The following is a 22,010-nucleotide window of genomic DNA, read 5'->3' as shown; positions in this document are numbered from 1 at the left end:
TATTTTATTCTAGAATATCCAAAATTTCATTTAAAAGTCTATTGAATTTGAATTATTATATTTTTTCAAAATTCATGAAATTTTCTGAGTAAGGTTTTTTCCGAAGTTTGCATTCTATTTTATGATTGTTAAAGGAGTTTTTATGACTTATCCGAACCTTTTAGATCGTTTCTTGACCTACGTTAAGGTCAATACGCGTTCTGATGAACACTCTACTACTACTCCAAGTACGCAAAGTCAGGTAGATTTTGCGACCAATGTTCTTATTCCTGAAATGAAACGTGTCGGTCTGCAAAACGTCTACTACCTTCCAAATGGTTTTGCTATTGGTACCTTACCAGCTAATGATCCCAGCCTTACACGCAAGATTGGCTTCATCTCCCACATGGATACTGCTGATTTTAATGCTGAGGGAGTTAATCCACAAGTCATCGAAAATTACGATGGTGGAGTTATCGACTTGGGTGATTCTGGATTTAAACTCGATCCTGTTGATTTTAAGAGTCTTGAAAAATATCTAGGCCAAACCCTCATCACAACTGATGGCACGACCTTGCTGGGTGCTGATGACAAGTCAGGGATTGCTGAGATTATGACTGCTATTGAATATCTGGCTGCTCATCCCGAAATCAAGCATTGTGAAATTCGTATTGGTTTTGGCCCTGATGAAGAAATTGGCGTTGGTGCCAATAAATTTGATGCAGATGACTTTGACGTTGACTTTGCCTATACTATTGATGGTGGTCCGCTAGGTGAACTTCAATACGAGACTTTCTCAGCAGCTGCTGCTGAGCTTCATTTCCAAGGGCGCAATGTTCATCCTGGTACTGCAAAGGGTCAAATGGTCAATGCCCTTCAGCTAGCGATTGATTTTCATAATCAACTTCCTGAGAATGACCGACCTGAACTGACAGATGGTTACCAAGGTTTCTATCATCTTATGGATGTGTCAGGTAGTGTTGAGGAGGCGCGTGCAAGCTACATCATTCGAGATTTTGAAAAGGATTCCTTTGAAGCTCGTAAAGCAGCTATGCAGTCTATTGCTGATAAGATGAATCAAGAGCTTGGGAATGATCGCGTTATACTCACTCTCACTGACCAGTACTACAATATGAAGGAAGTCATTGAGAAAGACATGACACCCGTTACCATTGCTAAAGCTGTTATGGAAGATTTAGGTATCACGCCAATTATCGAACCAATCCGTGGCGGAACAGATGGCTCTAAGATTTCCTTTATGGGAATTCCAACTCCAAATATCTTTGCTGGTGGTGAAAACATGCATGGACGTTTTGAATACGTCAGCCTTCAAACTATGGAGCGTGCGGTGGATACCATCATTGGCATTGTATCTTATAAAGACTAAAAAAGACGAGGTAGCTCAGCTACTTCGCCTTTCTTTTTATTCATTTGGTTGAGCACTTGTCTCAGACTCACTTTGCGCTTGCTTTTCTGTTGGTTTAGAAGCAGCTGTTTCACTGTCTTTCTCAGACTTAGATTGGCTATCAGTTTTACTTGCTTTTGAACGGAGTTCCTGGTTCAAGCTAATGATTTCTTTAGCTAGAGTGAGGAGGCCTTCTTTATCACTGCTTTTGGCTGCAAGTTGATCAAATAGGCCATCAACACGTTCAAAGTCAGTATCGGATCCTTTGTTATCCTCTAAGTACTTGTGAAGAGAGAGCAAGATATTATAGAGTTTTTGGTAGATAATCACCGTTTGTGGATCTTGTTCTGCTTCTTTTTCTTCTCGTTTGATAGTCGCTGCAATGCGATTTAAAAGATCCTCAAGTTGTGTTTTAGCTTCGTCAAAGTCTGCATTTTCTTTTTCTGTGGCTGCTTTGATATTGGCTGCTTCTTCAGCTAGGGATTGTTTGACACCGTCTTCTTTGACACGTGCTAGGAGTTGAGCAGCTTTAGTTAGGAGAGCATCCACTTCTTCCTTCTTAACATGGCTAACCCGCTCTTCTGGCATAAAATCACCGTAGAGTTCTTTTAGGAATTCATAGATGGCTGTCTTAGCAGTTTGACTATCTACTTTTTCCGTATCTAGAATAGTCTTACCAACTTTTGTAGAAACGGGTTCTTCTTTGAGAGCTTCTTCTACTTCTAGCTTAGTTTGGTAAATAGTTGGGAATAGCTTGTTCAAGTCGGTTGCTTTGAGGAAAGATTGTGACTGGTAAAGTTCCCATGTCAACTTGGCAACACGGTTACGTAGTTCTTCTCTGAGTCGGCCATCAGATACATGTTCGTAGAAGTACTTGATGTACTCTACTGTTGTGACTCCTGTCCGATCGCGGAAATCTTGCAAGGCTTGAAGTTTCGCTTCCATCGCATCCAACTCTGTATCATCTTGTGCTAACTTCGCATCCTGCAAATGTAGCAAGAGATCCTTCTTAGGCAAACCATAAGCATCTGTATCCAGTGTATTGATCTTATCTACTAGGGCTTGGTACTTCTTATCTAAAGGTGAAATTTCAACCGGTGCCACACTTTGATCCACATGGATATACTGTTTATCAAAGAGATCCAAGGCTGCTAGATATCCAGCAGTTGAGTTTGTTGCCAGTTTTTTCATATTCTCGGTGAATTGCCCCAAAGCAAGTTCAACACGTCTCTGCATGATTGGCTGGTCTTTGTAGAGACTTCTGCTATCTGCTAAAAGTTGATCCACCTTAGATAGAACTGTTTGTTCATCAAATGCTCCAGGTTGATAGGTCGATTGTAGGGCCGGAATCTTATTTTTCAAAGCTACTTCATAGCCATTTGTCTGAACCTTAATGTAGTGATTGTGATCACCGTGAGGAATCACAAAGCTACCATTCTCTACTTGCAAACTATAAGGAGACACCCCATCACGTAGGGCAGTCGTATAAAGTTCATTTAGGAAATCCAGTTCTGGATTTCCAGTTTGGAGAGGAATACGAACATGTTCTTTTCGAACAGCATAAGGATGGATATGGGTTGGATCATAGGCTTGATCCGGATTTCCAAAGACAAAGAAGCCGTTTGAAATACGAATCGCTTCGAGCGGAACCCCGTAGGTCTGTGAGATATACTTGATTTTTTCTTCATCGCTAGCATCTCTTGAGAAACTTTCCACAGTCTTTGCAAGTGGTTGAACGTGCTGAGACTGATGATTTTCTTTCAAGTGATCTTGGGCAGCTTTGATTTGGGCTGCAGTCAAGTCCTTCTTAAAGAAATAATGAGCGTGATCTCCATGAGAAACTACAAAACCTTGCTCATCTTCACTAATAACACGGTCAGCTGCAAAACCATGATCATGTTCTTCACCGTGGTGGTGGTCATGCTCCTCTCCATCATGGTCATGGTCTTCATGGTTGGTATCCTGACTTCCATGGTCACCGTCTTGGTCATGATGATGATCTGGTTGAGCTGGATGTTCTGCTGGTTTGCTTGGATTTTCCAAAGGTGTTGGCTTCCCACTGTCGCTAGATAAAGGAATCATACGTGCAATCTTTTCTTCCAAGGCAGAAAGTTTTGTATATGGGATGAAATGATAGTGATTTCCGTGTGGAATCGCTACGCCACTTGGTGTTCTGCTCGAAATCTTAGCAGGGTCAAAAATCAAGCCATCTGATTCAGCATAACGTTGACTACTTGGAAGAGCATAGAGTTGCTGCAATAGACTTTGAAGACTCTCAGCTTGATTACTTGGTGTTTCAGCCTGTTGACTTGGGTTGGTAGTTTGACCAGTTGCGTTTGGACTAGGACGATAGTCCGTCACAGTCGGTTGTTTTCTAGTTCCAGAAAGGTAAGCTTGAGCAGCAGCTAATTCGCTAGCAGACAAGGAACTCTTTGGAATGTAGTGGTAATGTCCACCATGAGGAACGATATAAGCATCACCAGTATCCTCTATAATATCAGATGGATTAAAGATGTAGCCATCGTCGGTAGTATAACGGCCTTGTGATCGCGCAAGTGTCACTGCACTGTTAGAAGTTGGTGCATCGTGAGTATGACCTTGTTTTTGGCGTTCAATTTCGTCCTTCGTACGAATATTATCAGCATGAGCCGCATCTTTAAGGTAGACATAATACTTACCATCAACCTTGATAATGTAGCCACCTTTGATTTCATTGACAATATCAGCATCTTTCAGTTGATAATTGGCATCTTTCATCAACAGTTCTTCGCTGAAAATCGCGTCAAAAGGAACTTTACCATTGTAATAATGGAAATGATCACCATGTGAAGTCACATAACCTTGGTCTGTGATTTTCACGACAATTTGTTCAGCCTGAATGTCTTCTTTTTTGCTAACTTGGTCTGGTGTCTGGGTCTCTGTTTTTTGAGAGTCTTGCTTCCCATCGACATAAGACACACGATTTTTATCTTTGTTTCCTTCTACCTGGTGTTGGTTCAATGCATAGATGCAAAGGCTTAGGGAAAGGACAAGAGCCGATCCTGCTGCAAGGTATTTCTTCTTCATTTTCATCATCTCCTCATTTTAATTCTTCTGCAAGAACATTCATGTTTTCTTCTAGATTTTCTAAGTAAGTTTTGTCATTTTCAGGATCTGCTTCTAAAGGATTGAGGGTCTTTAGGCTAACTCCTGTTGATTTGACCAAAGTCTCAGCGACTTTAGAAGAAGCATTGCTCTCAGTAAAGATGGTTTTAACCTTATAAGTCTTAACGAATTCTTGAATTTCTGTTAGTTGTCTCGGACTTGGCTCTTGTTCAGGTGAAATCCCTGCTATACCAAGTTGTTTCAAACCAAAGCGTTTAGCGAGATAAGAAAAGGCTGTGTGTTGTGTAACAAAGGTCTTTTGACTCGCTTTTTCAAAAATAGGCTGGTACTTCTTAGTCAATTCTTGGGCTTTAGCGATAAAGTTTTTAGCATTCTTTTGATACGTCTCCTTATTAGCACTGTCAATCTCCGAAAGTTTATCCGCAATAATCTGCGCCTCTTCGCCTGCTTTTTCAGGATCTAACCAAGTGTGAGGGTCATAGAGCGTTTTTTCATCAATCCCGTCACCAGCTTCTACATCTTCCAAACCCGGTACACGCTCCAACGTCATCCCTTCAGAAGCTTCTAAAACCTTAACTTTTGAATTTTTCAAGTTAGGATCTAGACTTCCAGCCCAAGATTCGAGCGTATGAGAGTGATAGACAAAGACATCCGCATCATAAATGGCAGCAATGTCATTTGCTGATGGTTCAAAGGAGTGAATCCCACTACTTGACTGAATCATCCGTACATCATTCAAGTCACCTGATACCTCTTTGACCATGGCATAGATTGGGTAAAAACTTGTGACAATCTTCATCCCTTTTGATTCTTGTTTTTCTTTTTGGCTACATGCTCCTAAGACAAGAATCAACAGACTTGCCATTAATAGTAGAATTGTTCTTTTTTTCATCATTACTCCTTAACTAGTATTTAACCATTTAATTAACTAGTAAATAGTTTATCTTTATTTACACTATATGTCAAGATATTTTTCACATTTTCATGAAAAAAATGAGAACTAGAACTTACATTCTATTCTCATTTTCGATTTTAACTTTTCTAGTTCTCCTATCCTGTTTTTAGGATCTAGAAAATGCTTCTACCTTTACTTGCTCTCCTTTAATAAAGCCAACAACTTTTCAGCTTCAGCCATAATGGTATTGTTATCCTGAGCACCAAATAGCAGGTTATTTTTTAAGCCAGTGAGAGTTTCTTTGGCATTGGACTTGATAATGGGGTCTTGGATCTTTGCAAGTAGCTCTTCAGCCTCTCTCAACTTCGCTTCAACCTTTTCAGTCTCGACCTGAGGTTCTTCTGGTTCCTCTGGTAATTCTTCTTCCGGCTCCTCAGTTGGTTTTGGAGATTCTGGTTTCTCACTTTGAGGCTTCTCTTCGCGCGGCTTTTCTTCCTCAGGTTTGTCTGCCCGAGGTTTCTCTACTGATGGTTTATCCGTATGATTGTTATCAGCTTGACCATTTTGGTTTCTTTGAACATGGTCACTTGCATTTCCCCAACCACTATCTGAATGCGGACGTTCGTTTGGATGTTCGACATAGTACTTCACAGTCGCAAAGAGATCTTCTAGACTATACCCCTTAGGTGCCTCATAAAGTCCTTCGTCAAACCACTCAAATTTGATGTTATGGTAATGATCATAATGAGGAATGATTAAACTACCGTTTTTAACTTCCACGGTATGTTGGAGATTGTAAGGCATACGATCAAGAGGCACCTTCTTAGCTGCTTTCACGCGGTTGTAGATAGCTTCTGCTCCTTTAGTCTCTGTATTTCCTGTCGAAGGAGGTGTTAAACCTTTCTCTTTAGCATAAGCCTGGGCTGCCACTCTTTCGGCTTCAGACAAACTATCTTTCTTAATCCAATGACTATGGGTCATATGTGGAGTTACATAGGCATCCCCCTCATCACTGGTGATATCACGGGGATCAAAGATATAGCCATCTTCTGTTGTATACTTGCCTGCCAACTTGGCTACCTGAATCTCATCATCAGTGTAGGCAATTTGCGCATTTGGTTTTCCTAAACGTTCTGGATGACGAATCGGTGCGAGAAATGCAAGTACATCTTCGACCAACTTAACTTTATCACTGCTTTCATCATTTAAACGTTCCAACAGTTTATCCAAAGCGTCAAAATCAACTTTACGACCTTTATTAGCAAGTAAGTCCTGATGAATTCTTGCTAGTAAATCATAAGCCTTATTGTAAAATCCTCGATCACCAGATGGGAGGTTGGTTTTCTTAGCTCCGAGTTTATGAGACAAACTTTCTTGCTTGGCTAGTTTACTATCAATGGCTGCTGCAGTTTCTGCTGAAAGTTCCTTGGCAGGAATATAACGAGAGATTCCATTCTCCTCAAATACATAGCCATCAGCTACTTTTCGAATCACCTGTTTAACCAATTTTTCATCAATTGGATTGCTTGGAGTTGGTTGAGGAGTTGGTGCAGGTTGTGGGCTTGGACTAGGTTCCGGAGTCGGTTGTGGACTTGGTTGTTCTGGTCTTGAATCCGGCACCCTATGGCTCGAACTGTACTGTAGAGGAATAATACGAGCGATTCGTTCTTCCAATTCAGACATCTGTGTATAAGGGATGAAATGGTAATGGTTCCCATGAGGCACAGCAACTCCTCTAGCTGTTCGACTTGTAATCTGTGCTGGGTCGAAGACAAGGCCATCAGATTCTACGTGTCGTTGGCTGAGCGGCAAGGCGTAAAGTTGTTTCAGAAGGCTATCAATATCCTCATCACTTTGACTTGCTTGACTATCGTCACTACTGTTGTTAGATGTGTTCGTGTTCGTATAGCCACTGCCTTGGTTATTATAGGATGGGCTCCATCTATCTACATCGCTGCTAGCACTGTTGTTATTGGTACGGCGATAAGTAGGCGCCTTTGATTGGCCACTTCTACCAGATAGGAAGGCTTCTGCAGCAGCCAATTCGCTGGCTGATAACTCATTCTTAGGAATGTAATGGAAATGGTCACCATGAGGAACGATATAAGCATCACCAGTATCTTCAATGATATCAGAAGCATTAAAGATATAACCATCATCTGTGGTGTAGCGTCCCTGTGAACGTGCCAAGGCTACAGCACCATCGTTTGCTGAAGTTCCTCTTTCACGATGCTGACTATGTTCTTGTTTTTGCCGATTGATTTCTTCTTTTGTACGGACATTATCCGCATGGGTTGCATCCTTAAGGTAAACATAGTATTTTCCATCTACCTTGATCACATAACCACCCTTGATTTCACTGATAATATCCTCGTCCTTGAGCTGGTAGTTTGGATCCTTCATCAGCAACTCTTCACTGATGATGGCATCATAAGGGACCTTCCCATTGTAATAATGATAGTGGTCGCCATGCGAAGTGACATAGCCTTGGTCTGTTATCTTGATGACGATTTGCTCCGCGTTAATGCCTTCTTTTTTGCTGACCTCATCAGGAGTCAAATTCTCCGTTTTTTGTGCCGCCTGTTTTCCATCTATATAGGAAACACGATTATTTTCTTTGACTGTTCTAGCTTGATACAGTCCCAACTCGTAAGAACAGACACTTAAAATTAAAGCTGCCGCAGAACCAGCAAGGTATTTTTTATTAATTTTCATTGAAACTCACTTTCTTTTTTGATATTTCTATTTGCAATTCATTTCTAAATTGCAGAAACTCCTCTCTATTAATTAACTGGTTAATAGTTTACTCCTAAATTTGCAACTTGTCAAGAATTTTATGAACCAGTTAAGTATTTTTTTATTCTTCACCGCTACTTTCTCTAGAATGGACTTTATATAAAAAAGATTTTCTTGAAAATTCTTTAAAAAAGCCCCTGCAACTGAGTTGCAAGGACTTTTCGATTAATCAAAATTAACGTATTCTTTTTGAAGTTCAAGGACTTCTTCCATTGTTGAGCATTCTGTAAGGGCACGGTTTGCGTACTCTTCCATCTTAGCTGTATCCAATTTCTTCATCAAGCTACGCGTACGAAGTACAGATGTTGCTGACATAGAGAACTCATCCAAGCCCATTCCGACAAGAAGTGGAACAGCTTGTTGATCACCAGCCATCTCACCACACATTCCAGCCCATTTCCCTTCAGCGTGAGCTGCTTTGATCACATTGTTGATCAAGCGTAGGATTGATGGGTTGTATGGTTGGTAAAGGTATGAAACTTGTTCGTTCATACGGTCTGCTGCCATTGTGTATTGGATCAAGTCGTTTGTACCAATTGAGAAGAAGTCAACTTCTTTAGCAAATTGATCTGCAAGCATGGCTGCTGCTGGGATTTCGATCATGATACCAACTTGGATATTATCCGCAACTGCAACACCTTCAGCAAGAAGGTTTGCTTTTTCTTCGTCAAAGACTGCTTTCGCTGCACGGAATTCTTTCAAGAGCGCAACCATTGGGAACATGATACGCAATTGACCGTGAACAGACGCACGAAGAAGGGCACGGATTTGTGTGCGGAACATAGCATCTCCAGTCTCAGAGATAGAGATACGAAGGGCACGGAATCCAAGGAATGGGTTCATTTCGTGAGGCATATCGAAGTAAGGAAGTTCCTTATCTCCACCGATATCCATTGTACGAACGACAACAGGTTTACCGTTCATTCCTTCAAGTACAGCCTTGTAAGCTTCGTATTGCTCGTCTTCTGTTGGGAAGTCTTGAGAATCCATGTACAAGAACTCTGTACGGTAAAGACCAACAGCTTCAGCACCGTTGTCATTGACACCTTCAACGTCTTTTGGAGTACCGATGTTGGCAGCCAATTCAAAGTGTTTGCCATCAGCAGTTACTGTTTTAGCATCTTTCAAGAGAGCCCATTCAGCTTTTTGTTTCGCATAAGCTTCACCAGCAGCCTTGAATTCAGCCGCTTGCTCATCAGTTGGATTGATAATAACCTCACCTGTGATACCGTTAACGGCAAGAATATCACCGTCTTTAACGATTTCAGTGATGTTGTTTGTTCCCAATACTGCTGCAATTTCAAGTGTACGCGCCATGATAGCAGAGTGGCTTGTACGTCCACCAATGTTGGTTACAAAAGCTTTTACAAAGTTTTTGTCCAATTGAGCTGTATCTGAAGGAGTCAAGTCATGCGCAATCACAATCACTTCTTCATTGATAGAAGCTGGGTTTGGCAATTTTTTACCAAGGAGGTTGGCCAATACACGTTTTGTCACGTCGCGGATATCCGCTGCGCGTTCTTGCATGTATGGGTTGTCTTCCATTCCTTCAAAGATAGTGATAAACATGTCTGTTACTTCTTTCAGACCTGCTTCTGCATTCACTTTCTTCGCACGGATTGTTTCCTTGATTTGGCTGATCATTTCTGGGTCAGCAAGAACCATTAAGTGAGCGTCAAAAACTTGAGCTGCTTCTTCACCGAGCGTACCTACTGCTTTCTCGCGAATAACAGAAAGCTCGTCTTGTGATGCCTGTAGAGCGGCATCAAGGCGAGCTTCTTCTGCGTTTGTATCTTCGACTGTAATAGTCTCAAATGACAAATCCGGTTGAACGAGTAGATATGCTTTTGCAACTGCAACACCGTCAGATGCTGCGATTCCTTTAAGCATTTCTGTCATTTTCCTTATGCCAATCCTTCTTTTTCCATAGTTTCAGTGATAGCAGCGATTGCGTCGTCAGCATCTGCACCTTCAGCTGAAATTGTAACGTCAGCACCTTGGCCAACACCAAGACTCATAACACCCATGATAGATTTAAGATTTACTGATTTACCTTTGTATTCAAGAGTGATATCTGAAGCAAATTTGCTAGCTGTTTGAACCAACAATGTTGCTGGACGCGCGTGAATACCTGTTTCTGCCACTACGTGGAAATCTTTAGAAGCCATAGTTTGACTCTCCTTTAGTTATTTCTTTTTTGAGTTATATGTGATAACCCTTACAAGACTGTATTATATCACCTTCTAGATAATTTTTCAAGTATTTTATGGACTTTTACTGAAAATGAAATTACTTCTTTTTCTATTAAATGAGCACTCTAGTAACTAAATAGCATATCTAAACACTAATTGTTCAAAGAATGTCATCATCAAAATTCAATTTTCAAAGCTATTTTCCCTTAATACCAATCAGAGGACAATCCTAGTAAATAATGAAATAATACTATTTAACTATAATTAATATAACTCAGTAAATCCATTATTTGAAAAGACTTCATCAAATCCTGAAATTCTAAAACCTACTCTTACCATCAACAGTAGAGAATTTATCCAATTTGCTACTTAAAGTAAAATAAGTTTGTAGCCCCTAACAGTAAAAAGGTAGATATATCTAAGTGGTATAAGTAGAACTAAAACTTTGATTGATTCCATTCAAATAAAGTATCCAACCAATCAAAAACGACATTATGGGCGAGTCTTAGATTATTGACTTGGCAATGAGCGTCCGCACCACTTTCCGCCTCAAATACTTGAAGTTTAGTTTGTTGATTTTTAGATTTAAGTGCTTCATAAATTACCTTAGTTTGATGCTGCAGTTCAGCACCCTCACCCTTTCCCATAATAAACAGGCATGGGCATTGAATTTTTTGATAATCCACAATCTTTGCATGGTTAAATACATCATCAATAGCACTCTTAAAATCAGAAGTACCAAACTGCCATGCATACTTTTTAAGATTTAAATTTGCTGATTCATTCAAATTTCCAGCTAATTTTAAAATGGCATTTATTAACCAACTAGGTGCTTTCAAACTTGATCCAAATTCTTTTCTGAAAAGTTCTGCAACGTCGTAAATAGGGGTACTAGCAATCCAAGCATGAATTCTTGGATCCTTTTCGACAGCTTGTGCGGTAAAATATCCCCCTCCGCTGACACCATAAATAGCTAAATAATTTAGTTTAGGATTTCTATTTTCCAACCAGTCTATGCATAATGAAATTGGAATAGAAGCATCCACATCAAAGACCAGCCCTCTACTAGGATTGCTCCCTTGACCAGGAAGGTCAACCATTAAAACATTATAATTTCGTATCCAGCCAGGATATCCTGCAAAGTAAAATAAATCTTCGCGATAAGTATCACCTCCACCAATCATGATTAGCGTTGGACAATTATCGCCGCTATGAAGATAATACCCAGGCAAGTAAGAACCCTGATAGGGAATAGTTAGTTTTTCAATCGGTACACCTAGTGAATGAATTGCACTAGAAAACACCTTCTCCATTTGACGAACGGTCGGTAAATACTCGTCAGAAAATGGATCGGTAAATTGGATTGCCGAGCGAAGTGAGTAGGTCTGTGCAAGATAATACTGCGCCTTTGTTTGTTCACTCAATCCTGAATTACTTGCTTCTTGTTCAAGGTAGTTTACATGCGATAAAAATACATTTTTCCAGTCATCAGGCTTTGGTGAGTTCCCCAATCTTTGAGCAAGATAATAAAGCTCTCCATGAGAGAAACCAAAAATTTCACCGATTCCTAACAACCAATTAAAGAAAAAATCCGTATCACCATTCTTAAAAAATATTTGAGTTGATTGCCGTTTTAAAATAACATCATTTTCTTTCACCACGCGCCTCCTAATTCTGTGTTCTTTCATTTATTTAATCTAATTATAATCTGATAACATTCTCTATCAAACAAAAGCATCCAGATATCCATTTTTTAATCTTATAATCACATGTAGTATATCACATAAAATGAACTTCCTCAAACATTGTATTTATATACTCCTTATAAAAGGATACGAAACTCATAAGTATCCTATATAAAATTAACCAATGATCCATTTTTATGAATACAGCATAATCTGTCATTTCCACTTTTGTTATATTTTAGATATTCTAATACAAAATATTGGGACATCTTGTGTGGAAAATTTCTTTTTTTCGTAAATATCACAGTTTCTGTTTTATTAAAGCATTGTCTCAGCTAGACTTATTCCTGTTCTTACGATTTTTGCTATTTTCTTCGTTTTCCTTTCTGATAACTTGCTGAAAATCTTCTATTTATCTTACCAATATACAGTATGTAGTTTTTTTATTTTGAGAAACTTTGACAGTTCAACGGAAATCAAAATTTATGTTTCCAAAAACACTATATCTTGTGCTTTGTTTTTGAAACTGTAACTTTTTAGCACAAGATTTAGTTTAAAAAGTTTGACAAAGTTTTTTTTTCTGATATACTAAGAAAGTAATCTATTTTGAAAGAGGAGTTACGAAAATGGTAACCGTTTATTCTAAAAACAACTGTGTCCAATGTAAGATGACCAAGCGTTTCTTGGACAGCAACAATGTCGCTTATCGTGAGATCAATCTCGACGAGCAACCAGAGTACATCGATCAAGTTAAAGAGCTCGGTTTCAGCGCGGCTCCTGTTATCCAAACACCAACTGAAGTCTTTTCAGGCTTCCAACCAGGAAAACTGAAACAATTAGCATAATCTTAGTACATCATCCAGAAGAGATTGCTTCTAGGGCTAACTTAGAGGCCTTTCTTTTGTAATTAGATAAAGGAAATTTTATGGGATTAAAACATCTTGAGGACGTGACCTACTTCCGTCTCAATAACGAAATCAACCGTCCTGTTAATGGACAAATCATGCTTCATAAAGATAAAGAAGCCTTGGATGCTTTCTTTAAAGAAAATGTAGTTCCAAACACTATGGTTTTTGATTCAATCACTGATAAAATCAACTACCTCATTGAACACAACTACATTGAAACAGCATTTATCAAGAAATACCGTCCAGAGTTTTTGGAAGAATTGCATCAATTTATCAAAGACCAAAACTTCCAATTCAAATCATTCATGGCTGCCTATAAGTTTTACAACCAGTATGCCTTGAAGACTAATGACGGTGAATATTACCTTGAAAGTATGGAAGACCGCGTCTTCTTTAATGCACTTTATTTTGCTGACGGGGACGAAGCAATTGCGACTGATATTGCCAATGAAATCATCCACCAACGCTACCAACCTGCTACTCCTTCCTTTTTGAACGCAGGTCGTGCTCGTCGTGGGGAGTTGGTATCTTGTTTCTTGATTCAAGTAACTGATGACATGAACTCTATCGGACGTTCTATCAACTCAGCTCTTCAACTTTCACGTATCGGTGGTGGTGTAGGTATTACTCTAAGCAACCTTCGTGAAGCTGGCGCACCTATCAAAGGTTATGAAGGAGCAGCTTCTGGTGTCGTTCCAGTTATGAAACTCTTCGAAGACAGTTTCTCCTACTCTAACCAATTGGGTCAGCGTCAAGGTGCTGGGGTTGTCTACCTCAATGTCTTTCACCCAGATATCATCGCCTTCCTTTCAACTAAGAAAGAAAATGCCGATGAAAAGGTTCGTGTTAAGACCCTCTCACTTGGAGTTGTGGTGCCCGATAAATTCTACGAATTAGCTCGTAAAAATGAAGAAATGTATCTCTTTAGCCCTTACTCTGTAGAGCTTGAGTACGGTGTGCCATTCAACTACATCGACATCACTGAAAAATATGATGAATTGGTCGCAAATCCAAACATCCGCAAGACAAAAATCAAAGCTCGTGATTTGGAAACTGAAATTTCTAAATTGCAACAAGAATCTGGTTACCCTTATGTCGTCAACATTGATACAGCCAACCGTGCGAATCCAGTAGATGGTAAGATTATCATGAGTAACTTGTGTTCTGAGATTCTTCAAGTTCAAGAACCAAGCTTGATCAACGATGCTCAAGAATTCCTTCAAATGGGAACAGACGTTTCATGTAACCTTGGTTCAACCAACGTGGTCAACATGATGACTTCACCTGACTTTGGTCGTTCTATCCGTGCGATGGTTCGTGCTTTGACTTTCGTTACAGATAGTTCACACATCGTAGCTGTCCCTACTATCGACCACGGAAACAGTTTAGCTCACACCTTTGGCCTTGGTGCCATGGGGCTTCATAGCTACCTTGCCCAACAACTGATTGAGTACGGATCACATGAGTCAATTGAATTTACAAGCATCTACTTTATGCTTATGAACTACTGGACCTTGGTAGAATCTAATAACATAGCGCGTGAACGTGGTATCACCTTCCACAACTTTGAAAAATCAGACTATGCTAACGGAAGCTACTTCGACAAGTACGTGACAGGCGAATTTGTTCCAAAATCAGACCGTGTTAAAGAACTCTTCAAAGATGTCTTTATTCCAAGTGCTGCTGATTGGGCTGAACTTCGCGAAAAGGTTCAAGCAGATGGTCTTTATCACCAAAACCGCCTTGCTGTAGCTCCAAATGGTTCTATCAGTTACATCAACGATGTTTCTGCATCTATCCACCCGATTACGCAACGCATTGAAGAACGCCAAGAGAAGAAAATCGGTAAAATCTACTATCCAGCTGCAGGTTTGTCTACAGATACCATTCCTTACTACACTTCTGCTTATGACATGGATATGCGTAAGGTGATTGATGTTTACGCTGCCGCAACTGAACACGTGGATCAAGGACTTTCACTCACTCTCTTCATGCGTAGCGACATTCCAAAAGGTCTTTACGAATGGAAGAAAGAAAACAAACAAACGACACGTGACCTATCTATCCTTCGTAACTATGCCTTTAACAAGGGTATCAAGTCTATCTACTACGTCCGTACCTTTACAGACGATGGTGGAGAAGTCGGTGCTAACCAATGTGAAAGCTGTGTGATTTAATTTTTGCTTGAGGAAACTACATTTTCTCAGATTAGTGATTCAATCACCGTGTTAGACTGGAATAAGCATCTATACTATGAAATAACAAAAAGTCGGGCTTCCGACTTTTTGTGCGATACTCCTCTAGAATTATGATAAAATAGAAATAATTGTGAGCTCGCAATATTAAACACAGAAAGAGATTTCAAATGGAAACTTACTACAAAGCCATTAACTGGAATGCCATCGAAGATGTCATCGACAAATCAACTTGGGAAAAGCTGACAGAGCAATTCTGGCTCGATACGCGTATCCCCTTGTCAAATGACCTAGACGACTGGAGAAAACTATCAAACAAAGAAAAAGACTTGGTTGGAAAAGTCTTTGGTGGTTTGACCCTTTTGGATACCATGCAATCTGAAACAGGAGTTCAAGCACTTCGCGCAGACATCCGTACACCACATGAGGAAGCTGTTTTCAACAACATCCAGTTTATGGAATCTGTCCACGCAAAATCTTACTCTTCTATCTTTTCGACCTTGAACACCAAGGCCGAAATCGAAGAAATCTTTGAATGGACCAACACTAACCCCTACCTACAAAGAAAAGCGGAAATTATCAATGAAATCTACCTCAATGGTAGCCCACTAGAAAAGAAAGTTGCCAGTGTTTTCCTTGAAACTTTCCTCTTCTACTCTGGTTTCTTTACACCGCTTTACTATCTCGGTAACAACAAACTGGCCAACGTTGCGGAAATCATCAAACTGATCATTCGTGATGAGTCTGTTCACGGAACTTATATTGGTTACAAATTCCAACTTGGTTTCAATGAATTACCTGAAGAAGAGCAAGAAAAACTTAAAGAATGGATGTACGACCTGCTCTACACTCTCTACGAGAACGAAGAGGGCTATACAGAAAGCCTCTATGACGGTGTTGGCTGGACTGAGGAAGTTAAAACCTTCCTTCGTTACAATGCCAATAAAGCTCTTATGAACCTAGGACAAGATCCACTCTTCCCAGATTCAGCAGATGATGTCAATCCAATCGTTATGAACGGAATTTCAACAGGAACTTCTAACCACGACTTCTTCTCTCAAGTCGGAAATGGTTACCTCCTTGGTGAAGTTGAAGCCATGCAAGACGAGGATTACAACTACGGTTTAGACTAATTTGACCAAACATTCAAAATATCATGGTTTGTTTAAAACAACCATGATATTTTTGTTTTTGTTTTATTTTGTTTTTTTCTATTTGATTGATTGAGCGTTTTATGGTAAGATAATAATAGTAGAAATCGAGGTGATAAGGATGCTAAAGCAAGAAAAACTAGATAGTATTCTAGAAGCAGTAAACACAAAAGGCACTATTACTGTAAAAGAGATTATGGAGAGTCTTGATGTGTCAGATATGACAGCTCGTCGCTATTTACAAGAACTAGCAGACAAGGATTTGCTGGTTCGTGTGCATGGTGGTGCTGAAAAACTTCGTACAGGTTCTCTCTTAAACAACGAACGCTCAAACGTCGAAAAACAAGGCTTGCAGATTGCTGAAAAACAAGAAATTAGCCGTTTTGCAGGTCATTTGATTGACGAAGGTGAAACCATTTTTATTGGTCCAGGAACAACCTTAGAATGTTTTGCTCGTGAGCTCCCAATTGATAATATTCGTGTTGTAACAAACAGTCTTCCAGTCTTTCTCATCCTAAACGAACGAAAACTAACAGATTTGATCTTGATTGGTGGAAATTATCGCTCTATCACTGGTGCTTTTGTAGGAACACTTACCTTACAGGATTTGACCAATCTTCAGTTTTCTAAAGCTTTTGTAAGCTGTAATGGTATTAAGGATAAGGCAATTGCTACTTTCAGTGAAGAAGAGGGCGAGGTACAACGAATCGCCTTGAACAATGCCAATAAAAAATACTTACTGGCAGACCACAGTAAGTTTAATAAGTTTGATTTTTACAATTTCTACAATATCTCAGAAATTGATACCATCGTTTCAGATTCCAAACTGAGTCAGGAGACATTTGAAGACCTGTCGAAACAAACAACCATTCTTTTATCAAAACCATAAAAATTCCCCTGCCTTTTGGCGGGGAATTTTTGTTGAATTTTATTCAATAAGTTGTATCTCAGCTAGTTTCTTGTACCAGTGAGCTGATTTCTTTGGATAGCGCTCCTGGGTTTCAAAATCAACATAGAAGAGGCCGTAACGCTTTTCATAACCATTTGACCAAGAAAAGACATCCATCAGCGACCAGATAAAGTAGCCTTTGACATTGGCTCCATCAGAGATTGCATCTGCAATCACTTCCACATGTTTCTTAACATAATCAATCCGTCCATCATCGTAGACTGTTCCATCCACAAACTCATCTTTGTATCCGAGACCATTCTCTGTGATGTAGATTTTTTTGTAATTTGGATAATCTTGTTTCACGCGCATGATTTGATCATACAAACCTTGAGGATAGATAATCCAATCCCAGTCCGTACGTGGGACATAGTCAGGCGCTACTCGACGTCCAACTCCCTTAATCTGATACTTAGAGCTTCCTTTTTCACCCTTACCGTTATGAATGATTTCTGTTTCGCCATCAAAGGCTTGCATCCAATCACTCATGTAGTAGTTAATTCCAAGGAAGTCATTCAGGTCTTTTGCAGCTTCTAGCACAGCGAAGTCTTCTTCACGCAGATCTAAACTTCCACCATTGACTGCTAAGATATGGTTGACACCTTCCATGGTTTCTTCGGAATATCGTCCTAGATAAGTCGCGTCTAGGATAAACTTGTTATGGATAATATCTTCTAACTCAGCTGCACGGACATCTGCAGGATTATCTGGATCCAGAGGATACTTAGTAGGCAGGGCATGCACCACACCAATTTCACCCTTGTATCCCTTATCCTTGAAAAGTTTTACTGCACGCGCATGCGACACCATCATATTGTGATGAGATTGGAAGACTTTGGCAAGGTCGTACTGAATACCAGGAGGGAATTTACCAACCAAGTATTGACCATCACCGATTGGTCCAATTTCATTAAAGGTTGTCCAATAGTTTACTTCTGGGAATTCTTCAAAACAGAAAGCTGCGTAGTCTACAAAGTGTTCAATGTTTTCACGGTTTAAGAAGTCTCCATTTGAATGTAGAGCTTCTGGTGTATCAAAGTGATGAAGAGTTACAAAGGGCTCAACATGACGTTTGTGGCACTCTGCAAATAGATTATGATAGAACTCAACCCCCTTGTCATTAACCTTCCCATAACCAGTTGGAAAGATACGTGACCAAGCGATTGAAATACGGATACCATTGACACCATACTCTTCTGCTAGTTTGAGGTCAACTGGGTATTTGTGATAGAAATCACTGGCTGGTTCAGCAGTGTACCAGTAGTTATCTTTGAGGTATTTGTCCCAGGCAACTGGTCCTTTACCATCGGTATTGGTAGCACCTTCTGCTTGATAGGCAGCTGTTGCCCCGCCAAAAATAAAGTCTTTTGGAAGTGTTTTTGTCATTTGATTCACCTTTCAAGAAATAGAAATGAGATGGGGGTATAGTTGGGAGGAGTTCTTCCATCTCACTTCTTTGCTATTTACATTTTATTCTTCGAACTGCGCTTGAACAAAGGCAAGAGCGCCTTTTCCGTCACGAGTCAGTTTAATGTATTGGCCACCTTCTGTCTTGGCAAGTTTGATACCAAGTTTGTCGGTTTCGGCCTTCATGTCTTCAAAGTTTGAAGCTACTTGAGGAGCAAGGATAACCAGATCAAACTCAGGCAACATTTCACGGTGAGCTCCATAGCCACCAGCTGCTGCTTTAACAGGAACCTTGTACTCCGCAGCTGCTTTGTTTAGAGCATTTGCAAGGAGACCACTTGTTCCTCCGCCTGCACAGAGAACCAAGACATTGGTTTCTTCAGTGATTGTGTTTTGCGCTGCTTCTACACCAGCTTTTTCAAGAATAGCATCTGCTTTAGCAGTATTGAAGTTTGCAGCTACTTTTTCTTTCAATTCATCATTGGCTTTACCAGAACGCTCTTCTTCAAGGATTTGTTCATCATAAACCTTGAGGAATGGATAGTAAACGGCTACGTCAACAAGGATTAACAAAGCAGCAAGTACAAATGACAAGAATTGGAAGTTTGTACCGAGAACAATACCGAGCGGACCTGGTGTTGTCCAAGGAAGGTTGGCTGTAAATGAGTTCATGCCAAGCGTCTCAATAAAGAATTTAAAGATCCATACGTTTGCGATTGGAGCAAAGATAAATGGAATGAAGAAGATTGGATTCAGTACAAGAGGTGCACCAAACAGGATTGGTTCGTTTACACCAAAGAAAGTTGGAACTACTGAAGCGCGTCCGATTGCACGATTTCGTTTCGATTTGGTCAACCACATGAACATGAATGGAACAACCAGTGTCGCACCCGTACCACCCATGGTAACGATAAACATTTGTGTACCAGAAGTAAGAATCTTGTCAGCGTGCATCCCTTGTTGGAGAAGGTTCAAGTTGACTTCGGCATTTGCATAGGTAATCGCTGCGATTGCTGGTTCAACGATAGATGGACCATGGATACCAACAAACCAGAAGAAGGCAAAGGCACCAAAGATAATCGTAATACCTAGATAACCATCAGCAGCAGAGAATAATGGTGCAAAGAATTTACCGATTGATTCAGCTACGCTTGCACCAACAAAATGACGAGCTAGTAAATCAAGAGCATAAAGAGAAACCACTGATAGAGTGAATGGAATCACATCTTTAAAGACTTGTGAGATATTTGGTGGAACTTCGTCAGGCATACGAATAGTGACGTTGTTCTTAACACAAACCTTATAGATGGCTACAGTTACAAAGGCAGCAAGAAAGGCTGAAAGCAAACCTTTTGTCCCAAGGAAACCTGTCGCAAAACCACCTTCAATCGGATCAGCTGCCAACATCAACAAACCAACAATTGCAGCCAACAGTGTTGACATATAGTTGATTTGGTTGGTTTTCTCCATGCTGCGGTTAACTGAGTCCGTCAATGACTTAGCTGTTGTACCAGCTACCAAGAGAGCTAGAATCCCCATTGAATAGCTATAAGGTTTCATGAGGAGATTAACAACATCATCAGACCATTTAAAGCCCCATGAGTTTGGTACAAAAGCAATCAAGATAAAGATACTTGAGAAGAGAATAACGGGCATACCTGCAATGAAACCATCACGAATAGCACGAAGATAGATATTACGAGATAATTTCTCAAAGAAAGGCTTTCCTTTCTCGATAAAAGCAATTAGTTTGTTCATTACTTAACTCCTCTCTTGTAGAGTTCGATTAAATGGTGCATCAAATCTTTGAGCAAGATGGTTGTCATCAAGTGATCCTGGCCATGCATCATGGTTACACTATAAGCTAAGTCCTCACCTGAAGCTTCCTTAGTTAATAGACTTGTTTGCGCGTGGTGCGCCTCCGCGATGCAACCACCTGCTTCCTCTACGAGAGTATCTGCTTTCGCAAAATCACCAGCTTCAGCAGCCTTCAAGGCTTCCAATAGTTTTGAACGAGCATCGCCAGCATAGGCTACGATTTCAAAACCTAACAATGTTACTTCTTCTCTATTCATGATAGAATTCTCCTTATGTATTTTTAATTAAATTTTTATGACAATAAACGTTGGATATGTAGAACTAGATAAACTCGTTCACTTTTATACAAATCAAGACCCGTATGTTGCGTAATCACATCATAGATCTTGGAACCAATCTCGAACGCTTTTGGATAGGATTGTTTGATATGGTCTTCCATATCCAGAAGTGATTGGTTATCATCTCTAGATCTGTCTAAATAATCCAAGAAATAATTCAAATGAATCATAAATCGATCATAGAAATGGTTATTCTCTTTGGTTCGTTGAATAGCGTAACTTTTAAGCACTTCTTCGACATTCCTGAGAATTTCTTTCCTCTTATCAATCGACTCAACCACTTGAACTTCATTCTCCCCTTCGGCATTGATGAAATGATAAGCGATCCGAATAATTTCGTCCTCAGGGAAATGATCTGTCAACTTCTGACGATAGATTTCAAAGGCTTCCTTTGCGATTTGAAAAGCTACAGGATACTTGGCAGAAATATCTGGCAGATTGCTATCCTTGTACCTTCCTTGTGTTAGAGCTTGGTAAGAACAGTAAATATGATCTGTCAAGGTTACGTAGAGATACTCTTGAATCGGATAATGATATTTCTTAGAAAGCTTATCAATAATCTCATAGGTCACTGTGATAAAATCAAGCGGAACATCTTTGAGCAGAGCCATAAAGTTTTCTCTGGACTCTTCTGTCTTCATACGAAAGATTTTCTCAACCTGATCCTCAGCAATCAAATCCCCCTTCTTTTTCCCAAATGCAATCCCCTTACCAATCACAATCACTTCTTCTCCTTTGTCATTTCTGACAAGCGAGACGTTGTGATTCATTGGGTTTAGAATTCGATACATGGCAACCTCCTTTTATCTCTTAAAGGTATATGAGTATAAAAAATGACCACAAATGAACTAGAAAATCTATCGATTTCTAATCCACCTGTGATCATGCCTAATATTACTTAGTAACACTCACCTTGTATTAACTTGTGATTTAAGTATAGCACAAGTTAGTTTTTTTGTAAACCTTTACATTCAACTTTGTTTAAATTTTTTATTTAGATCAATGTTCCTAAGATTAGGGGGGAAAACTTATACACGTTCAGTCCATGAAGTCGCTGTTGTTTGAAGAATCTTGTTGAGTTCGTCAATGTTCTCAAATCCAGTTGTGCGTAGCCATTCGCGAGCTGCTGCCTCACCGTCTTTGATGTAGGCTTCAACTGATCCAGCCCAAGTTGCACGGCCGCAAAG

The 22,010-nt window shown here is 39.9% G+C and carries 15 protein-coding genes and 1 pseudogene; 5 read left to right on the top strand and 11 right to left on the bottom strand.

All coding sequences use genetic code 11. The features are described from left to right. The first annotated feature begins 142 nt into the window (after positions 1–142). Positions 143–1,366 (top strand): peptidase T, encoded by a 1,224-nt coding sequence (gene pepT, locus GMD1S_RS01710; protein ID WP_000222030.1) that lies wholly within the window; start codon positions 143–145, stop codon positions 1,364–1,366. A gap of 36 nt (positions 1,367–1,402) precedes the next feature. On the opposite strand, the gene GMD1S_RS01705 is transcribed toward pepT, so the two are convergent. The 6 genes from GMD1S_RS01705 to GMD1S_RS01680 all read right to left on the bottom strand — a co-directional run bounded on the left by GMD1S_RS01705 (position 1,403) and on the right by GMD1S_RS01680 (position 12,030). After that, entirely contained in the window at positions 1,403–4,450 is a 3,048-nt protein-coding gene (locus GMD1S_RS01705; RefSeq protein WP_000731455.1) for a pneumococcal-type histidine triad protein, read from the bottom strand. 13 nt (positions 4,451–4,463) lie between these two features. Beyond that, positions 4,464–5,381 carry a metal ABC transporter substrate-binding protein gene (locus GMD1S_RS01700; RefSeq protein ID WP_000747439.1) on the bottom strand — a complete coding sequence of 306 codons (918 nt, stop codon included), beginning with the start codon at positions 5,379–5,381 and terminating at the stop codon, positions 4,464–4,466. A 195-nt stretch (positions 5,382–5,576) separates the two neighbouring features. Next, on the bottom strand, positions 5,577–8,099 hold the full coding sequence (locus tag GMD1S_RS01695; protein WP_000700240.1) for a pneumococcal-type histidine triad protein: 2,523 nt from the start codon (positions 8,097–8,099) through the stop codon (positions 5,577–5,579). Positions 8,100–8,345: 246 nt separating this feature from the next. After that, complete coding sequence (gene ptsP / locus GMD1S_RS01690; RefSeq protein ID WP_000138129.1) at positions 8,346–10,079, bottom strand: phosphoenolpyruvate--protein phosphotransferase; 1,734 nt, start codon at positions 10,077–10,079, stop codon at positions 8,346–8,348. Positions 10,080–10,084: 5 nt separating this feature from the next. Continuing rightward, positions 10,085–10,348: a phosphocarrier protein HPr gene (locus tag GMD1S_RS01685; RefSeq protein ID WP_000146948.1), complete on the bottom strand. Its 264-nt coding sequence runs from the start codon at positions 10,346–10,348 to the stop codon at positions 10,085–10,087. Between the two features lie 461 nt (positions 10,349–10,809). Continuing rightward, complete coding sequence (locus tag GMD1S_RS01680; protein WP_000661897.1) at positions 10,810–12,030, bottom strand: alpha/beta hydrolase family protein; 1,221 nt, start codon at positions 12,028–12,030, stop codon at positions 10,810–10,812. 653 nt (positions 12,031–12,683) lie between these two features. Here GMD1S_RS01680 and nrdH point away from each other — a divergent pair. From nrdH to GMD1S_RS01660, 4 genes are all read left to right on the top strand, one after another. Continuing rightward, the gene (gene nrdH / locus GMD1S_RS01675) at positions 12,684–12,902 is read left to right on the top strand and encodes a glutaredoxin-like protein NrdH (RefSeq protein WP_000259240.1); all 219 of its coding nucleotides are present in this window, start codon (positions 12,684–12,686) and stop codon (positions 12,900–12,902) included. 80 nt (positions 12,903–12,982) lie between these two features. Next, entirely contained in the window at positions 12,983–15,142 is a 2,160-nt protein-coding gene (nrdE, locus tag GMD1S_RS01670; protein ID WP_000523265.1) for a class 1b ribonucleoside-diphosphate reductase subunit alpha, read from the top strand. Positions 15,143–15,330: 188 nt separating this feature from the next. Then, positions 15,331–16,293: a class 1b ribonucleoside-diphosphate reductase subunit beta gene (nrdF, locus tag GMD1S_RS01665; protein WP_000451372.1), complete on the top strand. Its 963-nt coding sequence runs from the start codon at positions 15,331–15,333 to the stop codon at positions 16,291–16,293. Between the two features lie 139 nt (positions 16,294–16,432). After that, positions 16,433–17,200: a DeoR/GlpR family DNA-binding transcription regulator gene (locus tag GMD1S_RS01660; protein ID WP_000917583.1), complete on the top strand. Its 768-nt coding sequence runs from the start codon at positions 16,433–16,435 to the stop codon at positions 17,198–17,200. Positions 17,201–17,239: 39 nt separating this feature from the next. Here the strand turns inward: GMD1S_RS01660 and lacG are convergent, their stop codons facing one another. The 5 genes and pseudogenes from lacG to GMD1S_RS11590 all read right to left on the bottom strand — a co-directional run. Further along, a complete protein-coding gene (gene lacG, locus GMD1S_RS01655; RefSeq protein ID WP_000169308.1) occupies positions 17,240–18,646 on the bottom strand; it encodes a 6-phospho-beta-galactosidase in 1,407 nt (468 codons plus the stop codon). Positions 18,647–18,730: 84 nt separating this feature from the next. After that, entirely contained in the window at positions 18,731–20,425 is a 1,695-nt protein-coding gene (locus GMD1S_RS01650; RefSeq protein WP_001037308.1) for a lactose-specific PTS transporter subunit EIIC, read from the bottom strand. Continuing rightward, entirely contained in the window at positions 20,425–20,742 is a 318-nt protein-coding gene (locus GMD1S_RS01645; RefSeq protein ID WP_001078328.1) for a PTS lactose/cellobiose transporter subunit IIA, read from the bottom strand. Before GMD1S_RS01645 ends, GMD1S_RS01650 begins: the two co-directional genes overlap by 1 nt. Before the next feature lie 35 nt (positions 20,743–20,777). Further along, positions 20,778–21,614, bottom strand: coding sequence for a PRD domain-containing protein (locus GMD1S_RS01640; RefSeq protein ID WP_000285701.1), 837 nt, complete (start codon positions 21,612–21,614; stop codon positions 20,778–20,780). Between the two features lie 237 nt (positions 21,615–21,851). Beyond that, positions 21,852–22,010, bottom strand: a pseudogene (locus tag GMD1S_RS11590) (tagatose-bisphosphate aldolase); the annotation flags it as partial.

The organism is Streptococcus sp. GMD1S, from assembly GCF_000296875.1.
GTDB lineage: Bacteria > Bacillota > Bacilli > Lactobacillales > Streptococcaceae > Streptococcus.
This window is presented reverse-complemented; position numbering and strand designations above follow the sequence as displayed.